The sequence below is a fragment of the Enterococcus sp. AZ191 genome (assembly GCF_051713845.1).
GTDB classification, from domain to species: Bacteria; Bacillota; Bacilli; order Lactobacillales; family Enterococcaceae; genus Enterococcus_B; species Enterococcus_B durans.
Map to the genome: position 1 here is coordinate 2,514,167 of NZ_JBIOQS010000001.1, position 24,682 is coordinate 2,538,848.

General features: G+C 37.2%; 19 protein-coding genes, 3 pseudogenes and 1 other annotated feature. Of the genes and pseudogenes, 2 read left to right on the plus strand and 20 right to left on the minus strand.

Features of this window, described 5'->3' with window-relative positions; all coding sequences use genetic code 11:
* Nucleotides 1-6 precede the first annotated feature (6 nt).
* From IGI47_RS12175 to IGI47_RS12225, 11 genes and pseudogenes are all read right to left on the minus strand, one after another.
* A complete protein-coding gene (locus tag IGI47_RS12175) occupies nt 7-1,674 on the minus strand; it encodes a peptide ABC transporter substrate-binding protein (RefSeq protein ID WP_438784334.1) in 1,668 nt (555 codons plus the stop codon).
* 341 nt (nt 1,675-2,015) lie between these two features.
* A complete protein-coding gene (locus tag IGI47_RS12180; protein ID WP_005880220.1) occupies nt 2,016-2,567 on the minus strand; it encodes an aminoglycoside N-acetyltransferase AAC(6')-Iih in 552 nt (183 codons plus the stop codon).
* A 437-nt stretch (nt 2,568-3,004) separates the two neighbouring features.
* A complete protein-coding gene (gene rlmN / locus IGI47_RS12185) occupies nt 3,005-4,078 on the minus strand; it encodes a 23S rRNA (adenine(2503)-C(2))-methyltransferase RlmN (RefSeq protein WP_081134119.1) in 1,074 nt (357 codons plus the stop codon).
* 171 nt (nt 4,079-4,249) lie between these two features.
* Nucleotides 4,250-5,272: pseudogene (locus tag IGI47_RS12190) on the minus strand (LLM class flavin-dependent oxidoreductase).
* A 401-nt stretch (nt 5,273-5,673) separates the two neighbouring features.
* Nucleotides 5,674-7,188 (minus strand): annotated as a pseudogene (locus IGI47_RS12195) (DNA translocase FtsK); the annotation flags it as partial.
* Nucleotides 7,189-7,385: 197 nt separating this feature from the next.
* Nucleotides 7,386-8,112, minus strand: a pseudogene (locus tag IGI47_RS12200) (cell division protein FtsK); the annotation flags it as partial.
* Nucleotides 8,113-8,282: 170 nt separating this feature from the next.
* Nucleotides 8,283-9,719, minus strand: a complete 1,437-nt coding sequence (locus tag IGI47_RS12205) for a glycoside hydrolase family 1 protein (RefSeq protein ID WP_081134116.1) — start codon at nt 9,717-9,719, stop codon at nt 8,283-8,285.
* A gap of 267 nt (nt 9,720-9,986) precedes the next feature.
* Nucleotides 9,987-10,847: a choloylglycine hydrolase family protein gene (locus IGI47_RS12210; protein WP_438784335.1), complete on the minus strand. Its 861-nt coding sequence runs from the start codon at nt 10,845-10,847 to the stop codon at nt 9,987-9,989.
* Between the two features lie 171 nt (nt 10,848-11,018).
* Nucleotides 11,019-11,837, minus strand: a complete 819-nt coding sequence (locus IGI47_RS12215; protein WP_311930771.1) for an amino acid ABC transporter substrate-binding protein — start codon at nt 11,835-11,837, stop codon at nt 11,019-11,021.
* A gap of 17 nt (nt 11,838-11,854) precedes the next feature.
* A complete protein-coding gene (locus IGI47_RS12220; protein ID WP_438784336.1) occupies nt 11,855-12,490 on the minus strand; it encodes an amino acid ABC transporter ATP-binding protein in 636 nt (211 codons plus the stop codon).
* A gap of 11 nt (nt 12,491-12,501) precedes the next feature.
* Nucleotides 12,502-13,143, minus strand: coding sequence for an amino acid ABC transporter permease (locus IGI47_RS12225; RefSeq protein ID WP_005880203.1), 642 nt, complete (start codon nt 13,141-13,143; stop codon nt 12,502-12,504).
* A 199-nt stretch (nt 13,144-13,342) separates the two neighbouring features.
* Nucleotides 13,343-13,573: a binding site (T-box leader), on the minus strand.
* An 89-nt stretch (nt 13,574-13,662) separates the two neighbouring features.
* Between IGI47_RS12225 and IGI47_RS12230 the strand changes: the two genes are divergently transcribed.
* On the plus strand, nt 13,663-14,148 hold the full coding sequence (locus IGI47_RS12230; RefSeq protein ID WP_311930773.1) for a prolyl-tRNA synthetase associated domain-containing protein: 486 nt from the start codon (nt 13,663-13,665) through the stop codon (nt 14,146-14,148).
* Between the two features lie 240 nt (nt 14,149-14,388).
* On the opposite strand, the gene IGI47_RS12235 is transcribed toward IGI47_RS12230, so the two are convergent.
* The 3 genes from IGI47_RS12235 to IGI47_RS12245 all read right to left on the minus strand — a co-directional run bounded on the left by IGI47_RS12235 (nt 14,389) and on the right by IGI47_RS12245 (nt 17,462).
* The gene (locus tag IGI47_RS12235; protein ID WP_438784337.1) at nt 14,389-16,461 is read right to left on the minus strand and encodes a DNA topoisomerase III; all 2,073 of its coding nucleotides are present in this window, start codon (nt 16,459-16,461) and stop codon (nt 14,389-14,391) included.
* Complete coding sequence (locus IGI47_RS12240; RefSeq protein ID WP_311930774.1) at nt 16,394-16,771, minus strand: DUF1033 family protein; 378 nt, start codon at nt 16,769-16,771, stop codon at nt 16,394-16,396. Before IGI47_RS12240 ends, IGI47_RS12235 begins: the two co-directional genes overlap by 68 nt.
* A gap of 124 nt (nt 16,772-16,895) precedes the next feature.
* A complete protein-coding gene (locus IGI47_RS12245) occupies nt 16,896-17,462 on the minus strand; it encodes a TetR/AcrR family transcriptional regulator (protein ID WP_438784338.1) in 567 nt (188 codons plus the stop codon).
* 149 nt (nt 17,463-17,611) lie between these two features.
* Here IGI47_RS12245 and IGI47_RS12250 point away from each other — a divergent pair, with 149 nt between their 5' ends.
* A complete protein-coding gene (locus tag IGI47_RS12250) occupies nt 17,612-18,895 on the plus strand; it encodes a multidrug efflux MFS transporter (RefSeq protein ID WP_311930776.1) in 1,284 nt (427 codons plus the stop codon).
* Between the two features lie 453 nt (nt 18,896-19,348).
* On the opposite strand, the gene IGI47_RS12255 is transcribed toward IGI47_RS12250, so the two are convergent.
* The 6 genes from IGI47_RS12255 to mnmA form a co-directional block, all read right to left on the minus strand.
* Entirely contained in the window at nt 19,349-20,671 is a 1,323-nt protein-coding gene (locus tag IGI47_RS12255; RefSeq protein WP_438784339.1) for an MFS transporter, read from the minus strand.
* A complete protein-coding gene (locus IGI47_RS12260) occupies nt 20,671-20,802 on the minus strand; it encodes a flavodoxin (protein WP_334203874.1) in 132 nt (43 codons plus the stop codon). Before IGI47_RS12260 ends, IGI47_RS12255 begins: the two co-directional genes overlap by 1 nt.
* Nucleotides 20,803-21,028: 226 nt before the next feature.
* Nucleotides 21,029-21,652, minus strand: a complete 624-nt coding sequence (locus tag IGI47_RS12265; RefSeq protein WP_438784340.1) for an NAD(P)H-binding protein — start codon at nt 21,650-21,652, stop codon at nt 21,029-21,031.
* On the minus strand, nt 21,649-22,515 hold the full coding sequence (locus IGI47_RS12270) for an aldo/keto reductase (RefSeq protein WP_438784341.1): 867 nt from the start codon (nt 22,513-22,515) through the stop codon (nt 21,649-21,651). Before IGI47_RS12270 ends, IGI47_RS12265 begins: the two co-directional genes overlap by 4 nt.
* Nucleotides 22,516-22,591: 76 nt before the next feature.
* Nucleotides 22,592-23,011 (minus strand): MerR family transcriptional regulator, encoded by a 420-nt coding sequence (locus IGI47_RS12275; RefSeq protein WP_438784342.1) that lies wholly within the window; start codon nt 23,009-23,011, stop codon nt 22,592-22,594.
* Nucleotides 23,012-23,510: 499 nt separating this feature from the next.
* A complete protein-coding gene (mnmA, locus tag IGI47_RS12280) occupies nt 23,511-24,632 on the minus strand; it encodes a tRNA 2-thiouridine(34) synthase MnmA (RefSeq protein WP_438784343.1) in 1,122 nt (373 codons plus the stop codon).
* Nucleotides 24,633-24,682 lie beyond the last annotated feature (50 nt).

A 24,682-nucleotide genomic window follows, 5' to 3' on the forward strand; every position in this document is an offset into this window, starting at 1 on the left:
AATCGATTATTCTTCTACAGACGTCCATTTATAATCCCATGAAGCGCCAGCAGCATGGTGAACGATACCTTTGATTTTTTCGTTAACTAAGTGACCTTCTGCTTTTTGATAGACAGGCACAACACCCATATCATCAGCAGTAATAATCTTATTCGCTTCTTGGAAATCATCCCAACGAGCTTGTTCATCTCCTGCATCACGTGAAGCTGCAGCTTTCACTACATCGTCATATTCTTTGTTGCTCCATTGTCCGCGGTTATAAGAGTTTCCAGTTGTGAATAAGTCAGTAAAACTACTTGGATCAGCATAGTCTGCACCCCAACCACCTAGAACAGTATCGAAATCACCTGTTCCTGAGCGATCGATCCGAACAGAGAACGGTACAGGCGTTGGTTTTACTTTGACTCCTTCTAGATTTTCTTGGATCGAGTTTTGGATATACTCAATCACTTTTTTCGTTGCATCGTCATCAGAAGCCATCAATTCAAATTCTAGAGAATCCACGCCAAGTTCTTTCTTCGCTTTTTCCCAGTATTCTTTTGCTTTTTCTTTGTCATAAGTAACTAAATCGCCTGCTTCTTTGGCAAAGTCTTCATTTGAATCTGGACTTTTTGACATATCTGCTGGAATCAATCCAGTTGAAGCCACCGAACCATCACCTAATACTTGTTTCACTAGTGCCTCTCTGTTAATCGAATAAGAAATAGCTTTTCGCAAGTTTGCATTTTTGAATGGAGATTTTGCATCACGTTGATTGAATTCGATATAACTTGTACGAGCTTCTTTTACAGATGTGTAAGAAGGATCATTTGCATTTTGTTGTGCTAATTCACCTGAAAGAATAACATCATCAGCTTGTCCATCTTTAAATAGATTCAAGGCTGTTGAAGATTCTTTTACAACACTTACTTTGATTTCAGATAATTTCACAGAATCTTTATCCCAATAATTATCATTTTTCTTGTAAGTCCATTCAGTATCTGTTCCTGGTCCATCAAAATCTGTTAAAGTGAACGGACCATTATAAACAGCTTTGTCACTTGTTGTTGCATAAGAGTCACCATTTTTTTCCACTACTGATTGTTTTTGTGGGAAGAATGATGGGAATGCAAGTAAGTATTGGAAGTAAGGTGTTTGTTTCGTTAATGTGATTTCTAATTCATAATCACCAACAGCTTTGATTCCCAATTCTGATTTATCTTTTTTACCAGCTGTGATATCTTCAGCATTTGCTACTGGTGCAAATAGATACGCATATTCAGAAGCAGTTGCTGGATCTACTGTACGTTGCCAACCATAAACATAATCTGCTGCAGTTACTGGATCACCATTTGACCATTTTGCATCATCGCGTAATTTGATTTTATAAGTTAGACCATCTTCACTGACATCTGCTAGTTTAGTTGCGCCTGCTGGTTGAGGTTTACTGTCTTTGTCTAAACGATAAATTCCTTCGTATACATTGTTCAAGGCTGTAAAACTAATTGTGTCTGTCGCTAAAGATAAATCAGCAGTCGGCATTTCTTGAGGTACGACTAAATTGAAAACGCCGCCTCCACTAGCTGATCCTCCACTAGCTGAATCACTACTTTTTGTATCTGTGCTCCCGCCATAACATCCGGCTAATACTAGCCCACATAAGGCAACAACGCTAAGTGTCCATTTCTTTTTCATTTTTCGTACCCCTTTATCGAAATTTTCAGAATAATTAGTATTTTCTGAGTTGTTTAAGATTTTAATGAATAATTATTAAAAAAGCAATACTTTTTTCTCTTTTTTCCAAAAAATAATGAATTTTTCGTGAATTATTTACATATTCTTTCTGAAAATTATTATTTTTAAAGGGTTTAAGTGACTATCCCAAAAAAATTAAATAATTTTGCTAACAGATGGTTTTATGCTATTTTCAGCACTGTATTCTCAAAATTTGCAAAAAAAAAAAAAAACTTGGAAAGCAAGTAAATTACTCTCCAAGTTACTATTTCTTATTACAATATATTCGCTATTGCTAAAAATCACTCACTTCCATGTTTTCTAGCAATTCGTTTGGCCATCCAGATATCTGGCTTGTTCCAACCATTCGCATCCGGAATTACCCCAACGATCTGATAGCCAAGTTTCTCATAGAATTCATAAGGATGATCTTTCCTGTTTTGAATCGTTTCAAGCTTGTCAAAGGTATCTTCAAATAAGTCTTCTTCAATCGCCAAGCTTGTTTGCCCCTCCACATCATCAGTTCCTAAATAGACAACGATTCCTCCTTGTGAGGCAATCTCTTTTTCTAGATAACTCACTAGGCGTGTACCAACTTGTTGTTTACGGTACATACTTTCGACGACTAAGGGATGCAGTTCCCAACCAGTTTGACCATATTGTGGAATCGCACCGACAAAACCAATCAGCTCATCTCCTTCGATTGCAGAGACGGCGATCCTTTCATCTTCTAGCAGTCGCTCTACTTCTTTCATCGGCTGTTCACCGTATTCATCTGGCCAAGTCAATCTCAAAAGATCGGCTAATTGGTCACGTAAAACCAAATTATCACGATCAAACTCACTGATAATCATACCCATCCCCCCATTTCTGCCTATTTTAGCAGTAGATGGAAGAAAAATGAACAATTTTATACCAAAGGTTGTGAAAAGAGCGATTTGACCTGAACAATAAGGAGAAAAATCTCGAAATAGCTTTCCATATTTTGAGATTTTTTGACTTATTGTTGAAGGTCAGCTCTTTGAACACCGCGGATAATGGTTGTGAAAAGACCGTTCAGCTCTTTGAACACTGTAGATGTAGATAAGGTTGTGAAAGAAGCGATTTAGCCTGATCACTAGCGCAGAAAAAGAGTGTGAAACAAAGGTATTTCTTTTGCCTCACACTCTAGATACGAATAAATGGTGGGAGCAGAAACAGCTCCTTCGAAAATGGACTGGAATACACAAAAATTTGAAAGAAAATTTCATGAATCCCTTTTCGTTTCGCAGAGTCAAACTCTTCTGATGCCTTATTTGCTCGTTGCTTTTTCTTTTTTCATTTGCTTACTGCGTAATTGGCCACAGGCTGCATCAATATCCGTTCCATGTTCTTTACGGATGACACAGTTTACGCCATTTTTCTTCAGTACATCATAAAACTTCAATACATCAGCTTTAGGACTTCGTGAATATTGATCATGCTCACTGACAGGATTATAAGGAATCAAATTCACATAGACTAGTTTCTTTTTATCTTTCAATAAATCAGCCAATTGCTGTGCATGTTCAGGCCGATCGTTCACTTGGTTCAGCATGATATATTCGAATGTGATCCGTCGATTTGTTTTTTCCAAATATTCATCTACAGCTTCCATCAGTTTTTCGATTGGGAAGCTACGGTTGATTCGCATGATCGATGTGCGTACTTCGTTGTTTGGCGCGTGCAATGAGATAGCTAGGTTTACTTGTAAACCATTGTTTGCAAATTCTTTGATCTTGTTCGCTAAGCCACTAGTTGACACAGTGATGTGACGTGCACCAATAGCCAAACCTTTCGCATCATTGATAATATATAGAAAGTTCATGACATTGTCGTAGTTATCAAATGGTTCCCCAATCCCCATGACTACCACATGAGATACTCGCTCGCCTTCTTGTCGTTCATCAAAATAATGTTGCACCATCATGATTTGTGCAACGATTTCTCCTGCTGTTAGATCACGATTTTTTTTCAACAAACCACTTGCACAAAATGTGCAACCGATATTGCAGCCGACCTGTGTCGTTACACAGACAGACAAACCATATTCTTGTCGCATCAACACTGTTTCGATCATGTTTTTATCAGGCAATTCAAACAAGTATTTGACTGTGCCATCTGACGCCTCTTGTACGACCATCTGTTTTAATGGATTGATAATAAACTGGTCACTCAACTTAGCAATCAGGCCTTTTGAAAGATTCGTCATTTCAGAAAAATCTCTTACACGCTTTTGATATAACCATTCCCATACTTGTGCAGCTCGAAATTTTTTCTCGCCATTTTCTAAAAACCATGCGGTCAATTCTTCAATTGTTAAACCATAAATGGATTGTTTTTCCAAGATTATTTCCCTCTTTTTTTCAAAGTATCGCTACATACTATAACTGATTCTCCAAACTAATGCAACTCTTCACAAAATAAACACTATGAAATAGATGATATGCGTCTTTTTATTAAATAAAAAACACTCCAAAGATCTCCTTTACTAAGATTTTTGGAGTGTTCCTATTTTTTAACGCCAGCCCAAATCAGGCGCTACGTCTTTTACGATAGATTCTAGTAGATGCAGATTGTATTCGACACCTAGTGTATTTGGAATCGTGACTAGTACAGTATCCGCTTCTTTGATTGCTTCATCTTCTGCCAACAGTTTAACGATTTTATCTGGTTCACCGGCAAAAGTTTTGCCGAAAATCGTTGGGTTGCGATGATAAGCTAAAAATCCTACTTGATCTGCTGCCTCATCACCTAATTCACCGAATAACTGACGATCTAAATCTGTTGTGATCGGTTGGATAGACCGAGTCACCAAAGTCCTTGGTTCAAAATCATGTCCTGCTTCTTTCCAAGCTTCCTTAAATGCACGCAATTGTTTGGCTTGCTAGATATGAAATGGTTCTTTGCTTTCAAAATTGACGAGTGTAGAGGATTGTAAGTTCATTCCTTGTTTGGCTGCCCAAACTGCTGTCTCAGTGGAACCAGACCCCCACCAGATCCGTTCTCTTAATCCATCCGAGTAAGGTTCAATACGTAATTTCCCTGGACCTTGAGGAAACATCGGCATCGGATTTGGTTCGGCGAAAGGCTTGCCCTCTAATAATTTTAAAAATTCCAATGTCCGCTGACGAGTGATTTCCTTAATTTCTTCTTCACTGTAATCATAGCCAAAATATTTCCAACCATCTAAAACTTGTTCTGGTGAACCACGGCCCACACCCAATTGCACTCTGCTTTGGGTGATAATATCCGTCAAACCAGCATTTTCCGCCATCATATACGGATTTTCATAACGCATGTCGATCAAACCAGTACCCACTTCGATGTTGCTAGTTTTAGCACCGATAGCAGCCATCAGTGGAAATGGTGATCCAATCTGATCGGCAAAATGATGTACACGAAACCAAGCCCCATCGATACCAATTTTTTCTGCTTCAACCGCCAATTCGATTGATTGCAGATATGCATCACTCGCCGTCTTGACTAGTGATCCTTCATCCATCCAGTGACCAAAACTTAAAAAACCAATTTTTTTCATTCCAAATTCCCTCCTTTTAACTAGCACTTACTATTTGTTAGTTTGAAGTGATTCTACTACTTTTTATTTTAAAAAACGAATAAAACATCTCGAGGCACATATTTTTGTGAAAACACACACATATCCAGAGGAAATCATTGCTTTTTCCCATTTTTAAAAAGAAAAACTATTTGCTTTTGATACACGACAGAAAATCTATCACTTAGATTCATTACGGCTAGCATGTTCTCTCGCAAATCATTAAAATCAAATTTAAGATGATTCAAAGCAGTCAAAAAATAATCTATATAAAAAAATACACTCCTTTCCAAAAAACATTAGGAAAGGAGTGCTTTATTTCAGATAACATCATTTTTTTATATTCATGCATATTGACTATATTTCAGGTAGCTACCCTATTTTTACCCTTCTTGATCGGATGGCAGAGGATCTATAGGATCTTCTACTTGTTCAATAAATACTTTACGTGGTTTACTTCCTTCTGATGGTCCTACAACTCCGTGAGCTTCTAACTCGTCGACTAAGCGAGCAGCACGATTGTAGCCAATCCTAAACCGACGTTGTAACAATGAAATACTTGCTGTTTGCATTTCGATCACTAACGCCTTTGCTTCTTCAAATAGTTCATCTTGCGGTTGTTCTGCCGAACCACTTGTTTCTGCTTCATCCGTTGGCATCATCTTTTCTTCATAATGTGCTTCTTGCTGATCCGTTACAAAACTTACAACTCGTTCAACTTCATGATCGGAAATAAAGGCTCCCTGAACACGGATTGGCTTATTTTCACCCATTGGTAAGAAGAGCATGTCCCCTCTTCCTAGGAGTTTCTCTGCACCATTTGAGTCAATGATCGTTCGAGAGTCGGTTCCACTTGAAACAGCAAATGCCATTCGTGAAGGAACATTGGCTTTAATGATCCCTGTGATAACATCTACACTTGGTCTTTGGGTTGCCAAGATCATATGGATTCCAGCGGCACGGGCCATCTGTGCTAAACGAATGATCGCATCTTCAACTTCATTACTTGCTACCATCATCAAGTCAGCTAATTCATCTACAATAACTACGATAAATGGTAATGTTGGATGCTTCGTTCCCATTTCAAGATTTTTTTGTTGAACAAATTCATTGTATCCGGTGATATTTCGAACCCCAGTTGCAGCAAATTTTTCGTAGCGCTCTTCCATTTCTTGCACTACTTTTTGTAGTGCTTGAGCTGCTTTTCTTGGATTGGTTACCACTGGTGTTAAAAGATGCGGTATTCCATTATACATGTTCAATTCAACCATTTTAGGGTCGATCATCATCAATTTGACCTCGTGTGGTTTTGCCCGCATCAAAATACTAGTGATGATCCCATTGATTGCAACTGATTTCCCACTACCTGTTGAACCTGCCACAAGTAAGTGAGGCATTTTAGAAAGATCCGCTGTTTGTACCCGTCCAGAAACATCTCGCCCTAACGGAACTTCTAATAATTTATCTGGATGATTTGGCTGCGCTTCGATGATTTCTCTAAATGAGACCATACTGATTTTACTATTTGGTACTTCGATCCCTATCAATGATTTCCCAGGAATCGGTGCTTCCATCCGAACATCTTTCGCTGCTAACGCCAAAGCGATATCATCAGTCAAACTAACGATTTTGCTTACTTTGACTCCTACGGCTGGCTGTACTTCGAATTTCGTCACGGATGGTCCTAAACTCGCTTTCACTACTTTAGCATCCACCCCGAAACTTTGGAATGTCTGTTCTAATACGCCAATATTTTTTTCGATTTTCTTATACTCATCACTTTGGTCTGTCGTTTTTACGGAGTCTAACAAATCAATAGAGGGCAATTCATAATCATGATTTTCCTGTTCCGCTTCGATTTCAAACTCTAACGCTGTTCCGTCATCTTCTATGCCTTCTTCCTCTATACCTGACATTGATGAGGAAGGTGATGGTTGCTGTTCTGTTTTCACAGGATTCGTTGACGTTGATTGAACCGTTCCCTGAAAACTGTCAATAGGTACAAAGCTCAATTGTTCTGGTTCATCTTCAGAAACTTCTTCTTGATAGGAATGTGCCGGTTCTTCTCGACGTTTCTTTGATCGCCGATTTTCCATTTCTGCGATTTCCGCTTCTGCTGCTTCTTTTGCTGCTTGTTTTTTTGCTTCTCTAGCTTCTGCACGTGCTTTTTGTCGTTCTTCTTTTGCCGCTTGCTTTTGTGCCTGTTTAGCTGGATCACCTTCCAATAATTCCTGAAGTCTTTCACCCATTGCTTGCAGACCATCTAGCAATTGATACCCTTGAAGATTACTAAACAGGATCGCACCACCAACTAATAGTAGAAATGCCACAAAATAGCTTCCTGGTTGAGCAATCAAAAAGTACGTAAAATGATACAAAATTGCACCGATCATCCCACCACCAACATTATTGCCTACTTGACTTTGCTTAATGTCACTTACGAGCAAATCCCAGGTCGTACCTATGATATTAGGCTCACCGCTGTGTAATTTACCAAACAAGTGCGCATGAAGAAAAAGTAATATCCCTAAGTAAAAAAGGAGACCACCAAACCAGCGTCGACTCTTTCCTATTTTGAAGTCAGTGTTTTTGATAACAACCCAAAAACCAATAATGGCTAGTAACAAACACAGAATTTGATACGTATTTCCGGCAATGACTCGAAAGCCGTTTGCAACTAAAATACCTAAGAATCCCAATTTTAAAAAGCCGAAGACGGCAAATAATATCAAAGCAAAGCCTACACAGATCGCAAGAAGTTGTTCCTGCTGCTGTTTTTGCTTTTTCGTCTTTTTCTTAGCAGGACGTTTTTTCTTTGCCATTTTTATCCCTCATTTCATCAAGTTCCATTATACAAAAAAAAGCGAGGGAACAAAAGTTTTGTTTCAAAGTTTGGTTGTTTCTTTTATTTCGATGAAAGAATACTCATTTTGCCGATGAAAAAATAGCTTGAAGCTGCTGTCCCTAAGACCAACAGTTCAAGCTGTACTTATCAGATATTTTTCCCATTTTCTTGGATCACTTGTTGATACCAATAATAACTGTCTTTTTTATAGCGTGTCAAAGAACCCTTCTGTGTTTCATCTTGATCCACATAGACAAATCCATAACGCTTTTGATAGCCATTTAGCCAACTTAGTAAATCTGTATAAGACCAAGTGCAATACCCTAACACTTCGGCACCATCAGAAATTGCTTCTTTGATCGCTTTGACATGACTTGAAAGATAAGCAATACGATAATCATCATGAATCTTATTGTCTTCAGTCAATTTATCATATTCTCCTAATCCATTCTCAGTAATCAAAATCGGGGTACGATAACGGCTAGTAATTCGTCTCAAGGCAATCCTTAACCCTTCAGGATCAATTTCCCAATCCCAATTTGTACGTTCAACAAATGGATTTTCTACTTTCTTGTACATGCCCGGAACACCAGTCTCTTCTGACGAACCTTTCTTCCCAGTCGTATTCATCTTCCCTGCACCCACACCATCTAATGGATTAAAGGCATTCGTTGCTGTTTGATAATAATTGATCCCTAAGAAATCTGGTTTTGCTGATTCAAGTAATTCAGCATCGCCTTCTTCGATTTTTGGAGCCCATCCTTGTTCTTCTAAAAATTTCATTGCAGCAATTGGATATTTGCCCCACATATAGACATCCATCCAATAGTTTGCCATTAAGTCTTCTGCATTTTCGGCAGCTAAAATATTCTTAGGATCACTATTGATTGGATAATTTGGTGTATACGCGAAACTTGGACCAATCTTACCAGGCATCTCCAATTCATGGAATTTATTGATAACAGACGCATTTGCTAGATTCGCAATATGATTGACTTGATACATCCGTTTTGGATCAGTGACTCCAGGAGGATGTACCGCTAATAAATAACCTAATGAAGTGAAAATATTTTGTTCATTCAAGCTGATCCAATAATGGACTTTTCCACGAAAAGCTTGAAATAACGTTTCTGCGTAGTTTGTGAAATCAGCAATGATCTGACGTGATTCCCACCCAGCATATTCATCTTGAAGTGCTTGCGGAAGATCCCAATGATACAGTGTCAACATTGGCTCAATATCATTTTTGATCAATTCATCGATCAGATTTTCATAAAAAGCTAAACCTTCCTGATTGACTTCGCCACGTCCATTAGGGAAAATCCTTGTCCAAGCGACAGAAAAACGATAAGCCTTCAATCCTTGTTCTTTCATCAAGGCAATATCTTCTTTAAAACGGTGATAATGATCTACGGCTAGATCGCCATTGGTCTCTTTAAATGTTTTCCCAGGGATACGGACAAAACGATCCCAAACAGATTCTCCTTTGCCACCTTCTTGCCATGCACCTTCGACTTGATAAGCTGCTGAAGCTGATCCCCATAAAAAATCATTGGAAAATTCAGTTAACTTTTGGTGTTCCATAAACTTCTTCCTTTCTTGCTTCAATCCTTACCATGTAAGAATAACACGAAACCCCTTTCAATTCAAAAGAGAACTTACATGATGAGAGTCAAAATTCGACAAAATCCTTAGTTAACGATTTTGCCGAATTTTGCTCATTCATCCCAATTTTGTAGGTACAAAACTATCTGAAACATCAAATTCTTTCGCAGTTTTCTCCATTGCTAATTGGTTTGACAATGTAAGTAAAAATACTTCTTGTGTATGATACGGACTAAAATAATACCTTCAATTTTTTACATCGAATACTGCACAGTATTGTGTGTAGCTAACAGATCCGTCCGCTTTGATCGAGAGACCTTTAGTCATTGAGACACTTTTCAACATGTGGAATAAAGTATTCGCACTTTCCTCTGAATTTTTCGTGTATTTTGTATAGTTACGTAAATAGGCAGCCCGTACAAAACGTTCAGGAGAAGTAAACCCGCCTGGCAACCCAAAAGTTCCTGCTCCATTTCCGAATGGTCTCAACTGATAATTGCCAAGTTCAGGCTCAGAAATGTTTTCTGGCTGGATAGTAAGATAATTATTTAAATTTTTTAGATGCCATTCAAATTCTGGACTATTCGTCATAACACCGACCGGATTATCTTTTATTTCGAGTTCACCTGAATTGGTTTCGATCACGATTGTTTCTCCAGTTGAATCAGTTACCATAAAATGTAACGGTAGGACTAATCCAAGAAGAGGGTCTGTCTCTTCAACCAATTGAACGTGAGAAAGTCTATCTTTTAATTCCTCAATATTTGCAATCTCCCCTAGTAACCACATGATTAGTTCATGCGTGCAAAAGTTTAATTTTTTCTTTGACATTTCTGCATGATATTTCGCTTCATTAGGAAAATATAACTCTGCAACAGCTAAGCCTTTTTCGTTCACACCATCTGTAACTAAATAATTCGTTAGTTTTCTGCCTGTGCCAATAAAGCTATAGGTCGTCTTTCTATTTCTACTTATCTTAGGTTCCCAACTGTAATTTCTAGGAATAAATACGGGTCTTTCCTCTAATTCAAAACTAAAATCCATGGTTCTTGCTAGAAAACAATCAGATGTTTCATCTGAAAAGGTAAAACTTGTACACATATCCATCCCTCATTTACTCCATATTTTAGGAATAATTGTACTAAATCTTCCGTCTTCTTATCACTCAATATTCACCTAATTATATTTCCTTTTATGCGTGTTTTGCTGCTTCTTTTGGGCTAAAATAAAAGAATTGGCATAGTACACAGTTTTCCTGTAAACTATACCAACTCTTTTTTATGATGCCTCTGGTGTCACATCTTCTCCAAACCATTTATCTGATATCTTTTGGAACTCGCCATTTTTTTCTAGTTGTGCGATTCCATCATTGATTTTCTTCACTAATTCATCATCACTTTTACGGGCACCTACTACAAAGTTTTCACTTTCATAGTCACCAGTCGTCATATTGAATTCATCTATTTCATTTTTTTGTTTTAAATAGTAACCCGCGTAAACTTTATCCATCAACAAGCCATCAATTCGACCGCTTTTCAAATCGATCAAAGCTTCGTTAAAACTATCATATAAGACCGCATCCTTATTTTTTACGATATCCTTCAAAGTTTTAGGTTGTCTTATGAAGATATCATAACCGGAAGAACCATTTTGAGCGCCAATGATTTTATCTTTCATCTGTGCAAAACTCGTGATTCCAGATTCCTTAGGAGTGATCAATACTTGGGAGTTCTCCATATATGGCTTTGTAAATTGAACTTTTTTGGCTCTCTCATCCGTTTTCGAATAACCATTCCAGATGAGATCGATCGTGCCATTGTTCAATTCGAATTCCTTCATTGACCAATCGATTGGTTGAAATTCAACATTGATGCCATATTCTTTAAAGACAGCAGTCGCAAGATCAATATCAAATCCTGTCAGTTTACCATCTTTATCTCGAAATCCCATAGGTACAAATGTATCATCTAATCCAACGATTACTTTTTTCTCTTCTTTGATTGTGGACCAATTATCTTCTGTTGCTTTTTTGTTTGTACAACCTGAAAGAAGGATGATTCCTGCAATGATTGCAAGTGCAAAACTAAATTTTTTCATGACACATAGCCTCCCTCTTACTTGTTTGGAACAACTTTCACTAATTGATCACCAACATTTTCAGCAAAGACAAGATCATGCGTAACAATGATCTGTGTCACGCCTTCTTCTTTCAATGATAGAATCAGTTTTTCAACCTGTTGACGCAACTCTGGGTCTAATGCACTAGTTGGTTCATCATAGGCTAGAACTCGTGGGTTCATCGCAAGTGCTCGTGCAATTGCCACCCGTTGTTTTTGTCCTCCAGATAATTGATACGGATAATTGTCTAACAGATCGATGATTCCCAAAGATGTGGCCAGTTCTTTTGCTTTTTTCGTATACTCTTCTTTTGACTGTTTCAACACCATTTTTGGTGCTAATGTAATATTATCAAAAATACTTAAGTGTGGGAAAAGTTGGAAATCTTGAAAAACTACACCAACAACTTGTTCTTTTGTTTTTAATTCAAATGGATCAAATGGTGTTCCATCTAAATAAAAGTTCCCGCTATCTGCTTTTTCGATTCCTGCCAAGATTCTTAAAAGGGTCGTTTTACCACCGCCAGAAGGACCAACGATTGCCATTGTTTGACCATCTGGAATCGTTAAATCTAGTCCGTTGATTACTTTCTTTTCTCCAAATGCTTTGCTTACTTTTTTTAATTCAATCATGTGCTTTCCTCCTAGCGATAATAGTTCAATTTTCCTTCAACTTGTTTCATGATGATTGTTAAGACTCCAGTTAATACTAAGTAGATGATTGCGACCCCTAGTAGCGGCAACAATGTAGCATCTCGTTCCATCGCAATCTTGCCGGCACGCATCACATCCCCTAATCCCAAAATGTAGATCAGTGAAGAATCTTTGACTAAATTGATTACTTCATTCCCAACTGATGGTAAAACGATCTTCGTTACCTGTGGAATAATGATTTTTGTGACAGTTTGAAATGGGCTTAGTTGTAACACTTGTGCTGCTTCATATTGTCCTTGAGGAATCGATTGGATACCACCACGGAATATTTCTGCAAAATAAGCGGCATAATTTAAAATAAATGCGATCAATGCAGCTTCAAAACGATCAAAGACGATTCCTATTGTTGGTAACCCATAGAATACAAAAATCAATTGAAGTAACAAAGGTGTGCCTCGCATGATCCAAACATAAGTCTGTAAAATATAGCGAATCGGTTTAAAATGTAGAGATAATCCTAACGCTAAGATGATTCCTAATGGTAATGAACCAATCAAGGTAAAAATAAATAATTTCAAGGTTGTGAGAGCTCCCACTAACAATTGTGGCATTACTTCAATCAAATAATTCATTTCTTTCTTCCTCCTTTAAATAACAAAAATCCTCTTGACTCTCGTCAAGAGGACGTATAACACGTGTTCCCACCTCTGTTTGTTTCTTCTTCACAAAAGAAACCTCTAACAGTCGTTTCCAGAATTCAGATCGATCCAAATAAGATAAATTCTTTACTTGGATAGCCACGAAAATAAAAAAAGTCCTTTGATCAAACGATCAAAGGACGTAAATTACGTGGTTCCACCTTTTTTTGTCAGCACCTCACGGATACTAACCTTATCTGGTCATCTAACAACGACCGCAGCTATAACGGGCTTCCCGGATTTTCCTACTCTATTTCAGAAAATCGACTCCAAGATGTGTTTCACTATTAACTGCTATCTCTTCTCACCTACCAGAGACTCTCTTAAAACATTTAATCGCTACTTTTCTTTTCGATGTCGTTTGTTTTAACTTACGTGTAATTTACATGATTATTTTTAGTTTGTCAACTCTTTTTTATGATAAACTAATAAAAAAAGGAGGCGTCTTATAATATGGCACTTGCAACTGAACAAGAAGCCTACGAGTTGCTTGATCACTTAAGCATCTCTTATCAGAAAGTGGAGCATCCAGCAATAACTTCTGTTAAAAATATCCCATTTACTCTTCCAGGACCACAAGTAAAGAACTTATTATTAAAAGCCAAAAAAGGAAAACAAATCTATCTAGTTATCTTACCCGACGAAAAACAAGCAAATCTAAAACAACTTGCAGATCAACTAGAAGAAAAACGTCTATCTTTTGTCTCAGAAGAACAGCTCAAAGACTTATTAGGTGTTGCACCAGGCACAGTTACACCTCTAGCATTGATGCATGATAAAGATCATCTGATCAAAGTAATCATCGACTCTGATATCGATCAAAAAAGCACTGTCGGCTTCCACCCAAATATAAATACAACCACATTGATCCTAAAATTCACCGATTTCCTAACGATCTTAACCCATTTAGACCATGAGCCGATTTATGAAAGGTTATAAAGGTTGTGAAAAGAGCGCTTTGACCTGAGCAATAAGGAGGAAAATCTCGAAATAGCTTTCCATATTTTGAGATTTTTTGACTTATTGTTGAAGGTCAGCTCTTTGAACACCGTGGATAAGGTTGTGAAAGAAGCATTCAGCTCCGAGCAAATAAGCTGAGATTCAAAAAATTGAAAAACAATTTCATGAATTTCTTCTTACTTCTTGGAGTTGAACACTTCTGTTCTGATTTCTTATTCTCTATTTTTCCATGGCTGCTTTTAGTGCAGCTGCCAGTGGACTTTCCTCTGGTTCATCTGCTTGAGAATATTTTTTAATCAATCGACGTTCTTCATGTTTGGTCATTTGTTTCTTCTGTTCTTTTTTCCCTAGCATTTTCTCCGTTGTACCATCATATTTGCAACGGAAATAGGCACCATTCTTGCCTTCAATAATTTCCATTTTACGATGACATTGTGGACAACGGTGATTGGACACTTTGGGATCTTTTCGACGACGATAATCACAGTCCTGATTAGTACAAACATAGATTTTTCCATCGCGCGTATTTTTTTCACGGAGATTGGACCCACACTCTGGACACTTCTTTTGTGTGATTGAGAAATCTTGATACGTTTGCTTACTTGTTTTAATTTCCTGAACTAAACGTTTTGTTTCTTTTTCGATTTCTTTTAAGAAGTGTTCTGCCTGTTTTTTACCAGCAGCAATCGCCTCTAGGTCTTTCTCCCAACTTTCAGTCAATTCTGGAGAAACGAGTGAAGGATTCACCAACTCTAATAATTGTTTTCCTTTAGGAGAAACTTGTAAGCCTTGTGGCGTACGTTCCATCAATTCAGATTTGATCAGCTTTTCGATAATCTCTGCCCTTGTTGCTGGTGTACCCAAACTATATTTTTCCATTTGACCTAAAAGACTCGCTTCAGTCAGCGGTTTTGGCGGTGCGGACAGTTCTTTTTTGATCGTAAAATCCGGTTGGATACGTAGTCCTTGTTGCCAATCAAACTTACTTGCTTCCTCTTGGCTTACTGTTTTCCACCCTGCTTGTAATACTTTGGTTTGACGGAAAATAAATTCTTCTTTGTCAAAAACGACAATAATTTTTGTCTGGCTCACTTTATGTGGTTCTGCAAATAATCCTAAAAAGCGGGTCACGATCATTTGATAGATTTTTTGTTCTTCATTACTTAGTTTTTCATAACGAGGACGGTTTTCAGTAGGCAACAACGCATGATGGTCAGTTACTTTATTATCCTGAAAGACTTTGGTTTGACGGACTATAGCCCCGTTTTTTAGATATTGCTTGACCTCTGGAGCAAAATCACTGACCGCTTGCAACCGTTCACTCATTGTACTTTTCATATCATTCGTCAGATATTTGCTATCTGTACGAGGATACGTTACGATTTTATGTGTTTCATATAGACTTTGTACTAACCCCAACGTTTTCTTAGCAGAATAGCCATAACGCTGATTTGCTTCTCTTTGGATCTCTGTTAGATCATAGGGTAAAGGCGCACTCTCAGTCTTCGTTTTCTCTTCAATAGATGAAACGGTTCCTTTTTGTTGGCTTAAACGTTGAACCAGTGCTTGCGCTTCTTCCTGTGACTTCAACGCAAATTGATTTTTCTGAGCCATTTTTGCTTGTTCTTTTTCTACATTCAACAAAATTGAAAAATATGTTTGTGGTTTAAACGTTTCGATTTTTCTTTCTTGGTCTCTTACCAACGCTAATGTAGGTGTCTGTACACGACCAGCTGATAAATTATCTTGATATTTCACAGTCAATGCACGAGTAACATTCAAACCAACCAACCAGTCTGCTTTTGCTCTAGCTAATGCTGAATCATATAGCGTATCATAAGCTTTAGCTGGTTTTAGTTGCTTGAATCCAGTCTTGATTGCTTTGTCTGTCTGTGAAGAAATCCAAAGTCTTTTCACTGGTTTGTTAAAATGTACATACTCCAAGATCCAACGAGCGACTAATTCTCCTTCTCGTCCTGCATCAGTCGCGATTACCACTTCTGAAACATCTTTTCGTTGAGCTAATTGTTTGATTGCTTTCAATTGATGACCTGTTTTTGGTAATGGTTTGATGCCTAACTTTTTAGGAATCATTGGTAATGTTTCCATCTGCCAACTTTGCCATTCTTTATTCAGGTCTTCTGGCATTTTTAACCCCAGTAAATGACCAAGGGCCCAAGTAACGATCACCTTAGGTCCTTCGTAATAGTTTTTGTATTTTTGATTAGCACCAAGCACCTTGCTTAGGTCTTTCGCAACGCTTGGTTTTTCCGCTAGAATTAGTTGTTTCATAAAATTCCTTTCTGCTTTCTAAGGTGATTGGTTGATGATTTTTCAATAAAGCCAATCCTTTATATTGTTGTAGATCATCATCACACTCTTCACACCATCGTTCCTCGCCATCATTCCAGAAGGCACTTAGAAAGTTGCTTTTTGCATTGATATACTCATATTGATTTTTGATTGTACGCCATTTTTTTTCATACTCTGCTTGTGCTTCTTCAAAAGAATCAAATGACTCTTCGATTTCAATATCGTCTTCCCAGTTTTCAAAAAACCACCAAGGCTCATTGTCACCGAACATGATAACTACTTGATACATATTCGTACTCCTTTTCTTCGCTTTTTCTTAGACTCATCTTAGTCACTTTTCAAGAAAGTTGCAAGAATTTTCTCTTATAAAAGGGACATTTTATGAAGGGACTAAAGATAAAATAACAATTGTTTCATTTGCTTGGTAAAGTTGCAATAAAATCATTGATCATCCAAGAATAACTGTCTTCAGGAGAGACTTTTGGTTCCTTAGTGAAATAGCCCAAAAATCGTAGAGAAAGATACCCATGAATCATACTTCTCAATTCTCTACTACGATGTGTTTTTTCTTCTTTTGTTAACGGGAATGAGTCAAAAATTTGAAGAATGATCTGGTTTGTTTCATGTATCCCGTCCAATAGTATTTCCTCATTTGTATGCGGAATACTGATCAGTAATTCGTAAACAGCTTGATTCACAAACGCAAAAGATTGATAGATCTGTGCATAGATACGTAAAGCTTCTGCTCCACTTTTACCTACTAATGCACGACGTAATTCATCATTGAGTTCTTGCAGTAATCTCGCTGTCAAAGCCGTCTTTACTTCACGCATATTTTTAAAGTGGTTGTACAATGAAGGCGATTTGACATCCAGACGTTTAGCTAAATGTTGAAACGTGATTTGTGGAACATCCATCTCTTCTGCTAACTCACGGAAGCAGGCGATGATTTTCTCTTGAGATAGATTTCTTTTTTTCATTTCTACGGTCCTCTCATAAGTTAGATCCTCAACAAAATAAGTTTACCATGAAAAACCAAGATAAAAAAGAGAGTTTCATTGATAAACTACATATTGTAGTTTATAATAACTAACTGTAAATGGAAATTTTCAGAAAGAAGGATATTGCATTGGCCACACAGATAAAGGAAAAATTGTTTAGAAAAAGAGAGCCATGGGAGCAAAACTTGTTTGTCTTATGGTTTGGTACATTTATGGCAGGTATTGGTTTTAGTCTAGTCATGCCTTTCATGTCACTTTACATAGATACTTTGGGATCTTATACTACATCGCAGTTAAATTTTTGGAGCGGTATAACATTTTCTTCTACTTTTTTAGTCACGACACTCATCTCACCTTGGTGGGGAAAATTAGCGGACCAAAAAGGACGAAAATTGATGCTTTTACGTGCCTCATTAGGGATGGCAATCGTGATTTCTTTAATGGGCTGTGTCACAAGTGTCTATCAATTAGTCGCTCTACGTTTATTACAAGGAATCTTTTCAGGTTATATAAGTAATGCAACTGCACTCGTAGCAACAGGCACTCCCAAAGAAAAAAGCGGACAAGTATTAGGTACTTTGGCTACTGGTTCTGTTACTGGAACTTTACTTGGTCCTCTACTTGGCGGAATCTCTGCTTCTGCGTTTGGTTATCGTCCAACTTTCTTTATTACTGGGATCATTTTATTTTTCGTTTTCTTATTAAGTCTCTTCTTTGTTCATGAAAAATTCGTACCAATCAAAAAAGAAGACATGTCTTCTGCCAAACAAATTTTCAAAGATTTAAAATATCCTCATGTGGTGATCGGCATGTTTGTGACTACAATGATCATACAAGCTTCAAATAATTCGATCAGCCCAATTATCAGCCTGTATATCCGACAGTTATTGAATGGTCATGGAAACGTGACATTGATCAGCGGTATCATCGCTTCTATCCCTGGGATTGCAACATTGATTGCTGCCCCTCGTTTTGGACGTTTGGGTGATAAGATCGGTAGCGAACGGATTTTAGCTATCGGATTAGGATTCGCCATTCTCGTTTATATTCCAATGGCCTTTGTTACTAATGTTTGGCAACTTGCTGGACTTCGCTTCTTGATCGGCATTTCTGATGCGTGTCTTCTACCAGCTGTTCAGGCGTTGATCACGAAATATTCTCCTCACAATGCAGCAGGCAGAATCTTTAGCTACAATCAATCTTTTCAAGCAACTGGGAATGTCGTAGGCCCAATGATCGGTTCAAGTGTGTCTAGTGTGTTTGGTTATCGTGGTGTATTTATTTCAACCTCTGTACTTGTTTTACTAAACTTCTTATTAGTACGTCATAACACACAGGAAATCCACAACGACGCACAATTGCAAGAAGACATCACACAATCGACAGTCTCGCATCAACATAGCACAAAGTAAACCAGAGGTCGTGAAAAAGCTGGTCTGCATCAAGCAATAAGAACAAGCAGAAAAAAACAGCTTTTCATGTTTTTCATCTGGTTGGGCTTATTGTTGAAGATGCAAGCCTTTGAACACCGTGGATAGAGGTCGTGAAAAGAGCGCTCTGACCTGAGCAATAAGGAGGAAAATCTCGAAACAGCTCTCCATGTTTTGAGATTTTTTGACTTATTGTTGAAGGACAGCTCTTTGAACACCGTGAATAGAGGTCGTGAAAAGGCCTTCAGCTCCACTGATAATAAGAATTAAACTTTCAAATTAGCTTCCCATATTTTGGAAATCTAGCGCTTATTGTTGAAAGTCATTTTCTTTTTTTAGTAATAAAACATTATCTATAAAAAATAGAAGCTAAAAGTTTGATCGATCATCAAATCTTAGCTTCTATTTTTTATATGACTACTAAATTAAAAAGTTTTATTTCTCAGTATTGAGGAAAATAGCTACTACCACTATAGAAATAAGGGTAAATACTGCCATTATCCAGATTTCAGTTTGAAAATTTGTGGTTGTTGCAACAATCAATGATAACCCAATAGGACCACCAATTTGATGCATCGTATTCGTTACACCACTTGCAATACCAGCTAATTTATCAGGTGCTTCATAAACACCCGCAGATGTCACCGGTGCTAAAATTAATCCTTGACCTAATCCCAGTATGATCATAGGTACAAAAACAGTCTGCCAATAACCATTTACTGGATTTGAGATTGCAAGTAAAATCAACCCTATAGCTAGTATTATTTCTCCAATAAGTAATACCCTATTATTACCAAATTTTCCTGTTAGCTTTGGTAATTGCATCGCAATTATAAAATTAACAATTGTCAGTGGCAAAAAAGCAAACCCGGATTCTAGCGCTGAAAAACCATATTGGCTTTGCATCATTTGTGGTAAAAAGAACCAAAATGGCAACATAGCCATCATAAATAAAAGACGAGTCGCATAAGCACCAGAACGAGTCTTATTTTGAAAAAGTGCTAAAGGTAGAATGGACGAAGAAGTCTTTCTCTCCCATAATATAAACAAGAATATAAAGATAATACCTACAACTATGAAGCTAAATATCCCTTCAGTAAAACCATAGATAATACCCACCAAACCAATTATAGAAAGTAAACTACCTAAATAGTCGATAGTTTCTTTTCGACGCGCTGATGATTTCACATACTTCAATGTTAATATAAATAATACGAGAGTAAATGGAACATTTATTAAAAAGCCAGCACGCCAAGAAATCAAGCTAGTCAGTCCACCACCAACTAATAAGCCAATACTTGAGCCAATTCCAGCAGTTGCTCCATAATAAGAAATCGCACGTTGTCTCATATTATTTTGATAGGCATCCATGATCAATGCCAAAGTTGTCGGTGCGATAATGGAACTACCAATTCCTTGTACTGCACGCATAATAATGACCATTTCAGCTGTTTTCGATAGCCCAATCATTAAAGAACTGAAACCAAAAATCAGTAAGCCTATCAAAAAAATACGTTTTCTTCCTAACAGATCAGAAAGGCGTCCGCTTAATAGCAAAAAACCTCCAAAAGTGAGGGTATACGCACTTGATACCCATGAAAGTGCTGAGGCAGATAACCCTAAACTTTCACCTATCTGCACAGAACTTGTAAAAATGATTGAATTATCCATCAATATCAAAAAATAAGATAATAATGTAATTGGTAAAATGACACCGAATTTTTCTCTATTCAAATTTTCTAACTTCTTTCTATCCATTAATCTGTTGGTCTTTTTTCTGTTTCAATTTGTACAAGATCTCCACCAACCATTTCTTGAATCAGTTTAGCAACTACCTTTGTATTTCCAGTTCGTGAATAATAGACAATCAATGTTTTGAGATTTTTCATCATTTCACTTCCTTTTATTTTACTTATCATTTTAGATAAACTAATAAACCCAATAATAATGAGACATATAATCGTTATTAAAAATATGAAATTCGTTTCTTAAACGCCTTTTTCGCTATTTTTATCACTTATTTATCCATAAAAATACTGCAGCATCAATTATCTAATGACTGATACCACAGAATTCACTTTTACTGTACTATATTGCTAAAATTGTATTCTTTTATCAATAAAAATCAGGTTTTGATTTATTTTCTGAACCAGGTTCCCACAAGCCGATACTTCCTCGAATGTCATTTCTTTTTCCTGTGATATTGTCCATTAGAAATTGTGCAATGGCACGTCTCGTAATTTGAGCACCTAAAAACGGTTCTCCCTTAGGACTTGCAATATAGTCCTTTCGATTCCCATTATAGAGCCAAGTTATACGCATATAAGTATAATCCAAATCACTTGCTTCCAATGCTTCTACACCCCGCTCATGGGCGATTGGCCCTCCCATCATACGACTATTCCATATAGCAAACGGTTCTGCAACTTCACCATACACGCTAAGTACACCTGCTTGAATGATTCGTTTCACACCCGTTTTATGCATCGCATCGATCACAATTTCTGTTACTTTTTTATTATCAAAATTCATATAAATGACATCTTGATTTTTCATAACATTGATCAAGTCAGTTAAATTTCCAGCATCTCCAGAAACCTTTGTTACATTTGTATAAGGTAAGTCAGCGGCATAACGCCCAAATAAAGTCAAATGTAAATCAGGTTGCTCTTGCAAAAGTGGGATTAATACCTGTGGAATCTGACCGCCAGCACCAATAATCAGTATGTTTTTGCTCATTTTTCTGTATCCAACATCCGATTCATAAACCATTCTACTTGTTGGGGTGCATCATGGTCAAAGAACGCAGATTCTTTCCTATCTAAAGCCGCTATCTTTTCAACATCTTCTTTTGAAAGCTCAAAATCAAAAATATCAATGTTTTCAGCCATTCGTTCAGGATGAACTGATTTTGCTAAAGCAACAATCCCTCTTTGCATTAACCAACGTAGTACAACTTGTCCCACTGTCTTACCATACTGTTTACCGATTTCTGTTAATACAGGATTGTTAAATAGTTCGTGACGCCCTTCTGCAAATGGTGCCCAAGCTTCCACTTGTACGCTATATTTTTCATGCCATTCTTGATCTTCAACTCGTTGATTCCATGGATTCACTTCGATTTGATTGACTTGAGGTTTTACCTCATTCAAACCCACAAACTCGATCATCTTAGCTGATTTGAAATTTGAAATCCCAATGGCACGTAATTTTCCTGCTTTTTGAGCCTCAACCATTGATCGCCATGCACCATAAATATCTCCGTATGGTTGATGAATAAGATAAAGATCCAGATAATCCAACCCCATTACTTTAAGAGAATGTTCAATCGTTTCCGCAGCTTTTTCTTCTGGTGCTTGAAGAATAAACAATTTAGAAGTAACAAAAAGTTCTTCTCGAGTAACTAGTCCTTCATTGATGGCACGTTTGATTCCTTCCCCTGTTTCTTTTTCATTTCCGTAAATCGAAGCTGTATCAATCAGACGGTACCCTGCTTTAATTGCTTGATATACTACTGCAGCTGTTTCCTCCAATGGAATTTGATAAACACCAAATCCTAATTGAGGCATTTCTACACCATTGTTCAAAGTTATTTTCTGCATATTGTTTTCCTCCTCTAATTTTCTTTACATGTTCTATCCTAAACCTTAGAGTTAAGTCCATAGCAAGAGAAAAGATTTATTTTTTTCGTTCCCATAATTTTTCAACTTTATCAGGTTCCATTTCACCTGCTTTAAATTTTGCAATATGGTCATCATACGTTTCTATCTTATAAATAAGTAGGTCTCTAACTTCCTGCATTTCCGCTAATTTTTGGTCTAATTCTTTTAATTGATCAGACAAGATCTGCTTCTGCACTTTTTCTACATTCTTCGTTTTACGCAATTGTGCCAGCTGAGCAAACTCAATGAGTGATTCAATCGATAAACCAGCATTTCGTAAGTTTTTTGCTAGATAAATCCAATTCAAATTATTCGTAGTATAATCTCGATAACCGCTTTCGTTACGGTGAACAGGTGGTATGACACCAACACGTTCATAATAGCGTAGTGTATCTACACTCAAATCAAACATTTCCGCAGCTTTTTTAATATTCATCAAATAATCACCTCATCTTTTTATATAAGTTATCATAAACCTTGAAGTGCACTCCAAGGCAAGCTATTCACTAAATTTGCAAAATTATCAAAAACTATTGTCCAATTCCTTACAACTTTTGGTAGTACCTCTTTACAAATTGCATGACGGACAAATTAATTACTTGCTGATGCATTAAATTACTTCATCCGTATTGACCGACTGATGTTTAGAACATACAGTTTATTTAGCAAAAAATTTTTATTATCTCTGAAATATATTAGCGACAATTTCCACCAAATATTCGTTGTACTTTAATTCAAGTTCATCTAAATACTTTTTTTATTTTCATCATTTCCTCTCACAATATTATTCACTTAAAAATATCCTATCACCATTTTAGTATGTTCTTGGACAACATATAAAAAACAAAAGACTGTAGACAAAGAATTTCTTTGTCTACAGTCTACTAAAAGGACATAGCCTTCTCTTGCTATTCAAGGTTTAATTACTGTTGTGATTAAACATATTGTAAAACTTTTGTTTCTTGGTACGCATGGTCGATCAAGCCGCCACCTAAGCATTCCATTCCATCATAAAAAACGACAGCTTGTCCTGGAGTGATTGCTCGTACAGGTTCGTCAAACACTACTTCTGCACGGTTTCCTTCCAACAAATGTACAGTTACCGGTACATCTTGTTGACGATAACGGAATTTTGCCGTACATTTGAATTCTTTAGGCATTTCTTCATTTGTAGTGAAGTGGATTTCACTTGCATCAAGACTTGTAGCATACAAAGCTGGATGATGGAATCCTTGTCCTACATATAGCGTATTCGTTACTAGATCTTTTCCAACGACAAACCAAGGTTCTTGTGAAGCACCACCGCCACCAATTCCTAATCCTTGACGTTGGCCAATCGTATAGTACATCAATCCTGCATGTTGGCCTTTGACTTCACCGTCTAGTGTCACCATATTCCCTTTTTTGGCAGGTAAATAGTTGCTTAAAAATTGTTTGAAATTCTTTTCGCCAATAAAACAAATACCTGTAGAATCTTTCTTCTTCGCAGTCGCTAACCCTGCACGTTCTGCAATAGCACGTACTTCAGTTTTTTCCATCCCACCTAGAGGAAAGAGTGTCTTTGATAATTGTTCTTGTGATAATTGACTAAGAAAATAGGTTTGGTCCTTATTATTATCTACACCGCGAAGCATATGCACAACACCATTTTCATCACGCGTTACTTGTGCGTAGTGTCCTGTCGCTACATATTCAGCACCTAGATCCATTGCGTAATCTAAGAAAGCTTTGAACTTAATTTCTTTGTTACACATTACATCAGGATTCGGTGTTCGGCCAGCTCGATATTCCGCTAAGAAATATTCAAAGACACGATCCCAGTATTCTTTTTCAAAATTAACAGAATAATAAGGAATGCCGATTTGTGCCGCTACTTTAGCGACATCTTTATAGTCTTCGGTCGCAGTACATACGCCATTTTCGTCAGTATCATCCCAGTTTTTCATGAAGATCCCGACTACGTCATAGCCTTGTTCCTTTAACAAAAGTGCTGTTACAGATGAGTCGACTCCGCCACTCATCCCAACGACAACACGTGTTTTGCTGTTGTCTGTCATGGTATCACCATCATTTCAATTAGATTCTGAAACATCTACGAGTTGAAGGT

Bases quoted from the DNA above. Each gene is read 5' to 3' on its own strand.
- IGI47_RS12230 (WP_311930773.1), top strand. From the start codon at position 13,663: ATGGCACTTGCAACTGAACAAGAAGCCTACGAGTTGCTTGATCACTTA.
- IGI47_RS12275 (WP_438784342.1), bottom strand. From the start codon at position 23,011: ATGAATATTAAAAAAGCTGCGGAAATGTTTGATTTGAGTGTAGATACA.
- IGI47_RS12235 (WP_438784337.1), bottom strand. From the start codon at position 16,461: ATGAAACAACTAATTCTAGCGGAAAAACCAAGCGTTGCGAAAGACCTA.
- IGI47_RS12260 (WP_334203874.1), bottom strand. From the start codon at position 20,802: ATGAAAAATCTCAAAACATTGATTGTCTATTATTCACGAACTGGAAAT.
- IGI47_RS12225 (WP_005880203.1), bottom strand. From the start codon at position 13,143: ATGAATTATTTGATTGAAGTAATGCCACAATTGTTAGTGGGAGCTCTC.
- IGI47_RS12265 (WP_438784340.1), bottom strand. From the start codon at position 21,652: ATGAGCAAAAACATACTGATTATTGGTGCTGGCGGTCAGATTCCACAG.
- mnmA (WP_438784343.1), bottom strand. From the start codon at position 24,632: ATGACAGACAACAGCAAAACACGTGTTGTCGTTGGGATGAGTGGCGGA.
- IGI47_RS12175 (WP_438784334.1), bottom strand. From the start codon at position 1,674: ATGAAAAAGAAATGGACACTTAGCGTTGTTGCCTTATGTGGGCTAGTA.
- IGI47_RS12220 (WP_438784336.1), bottom strand. From the start codon at position 12,490: ATGATTGAATTAAAAAAAGTAAGCAAAGCATTTGGAGAAAAGAAAGTA.
- IGI47_RS12270 (WP_438784341.1), bottom strand. From the start codon at position 22,515: ATGCAGAAAATAACTTTGAACAATGGTGTAGAAATGCCTCAATTAGGA.
- IGI47_RS12255 (WP_438784339.1), bottom strand. From the start codon at position 20,671: ATGGATAGAAAGAAGTTAGAAAATTTGAATAGAGAAAAATTCGGTGTC.
- IGI47_RS12205 (WP_081134116.1), bottom strand. From the start codon at position 9,719: ATGGAACACCAAAAGTTAACTGAATTTTCCAATGATTTTTTATGGGGA.
- IGI47_RS12210 (WP_438784335.1), bottom strand. From the start codon at position 10,847: ATGGATATGTGTACAAGTTTTACCTTTTCAGATGAAACATCTGATTGT.
- IGI47_RS12240 (WP_311930774.1), bottom strand. From the start codon at position 16,771: ATGTATCAAGTAGTTATCATGTTCGGTGACAATGAGCCTTGGTGGTTT.
- IGI47_RS12180 (WP_005880220.1), bottom strand. From the start codon at position 2,567: ATGATTATCAGTGAGTTTGATCGTGATAATTTGGTTTTACGTGACCAA.
- IGI47_RS12245 (WP_438784338.1), bottom strand. From the start codon at position 17,462: ATGAAAAAAAGAAATCTATCTCAAGAGAAAATCATCGCCTGCTTCCGT.
- IGI47_RS12215 (WP_311930771.1), bottom strand. From the start codon at position 11,837: ATGAAAAAATTTAGTTTTGCACTTGCAATCATTGCAGGAATCATCCTT.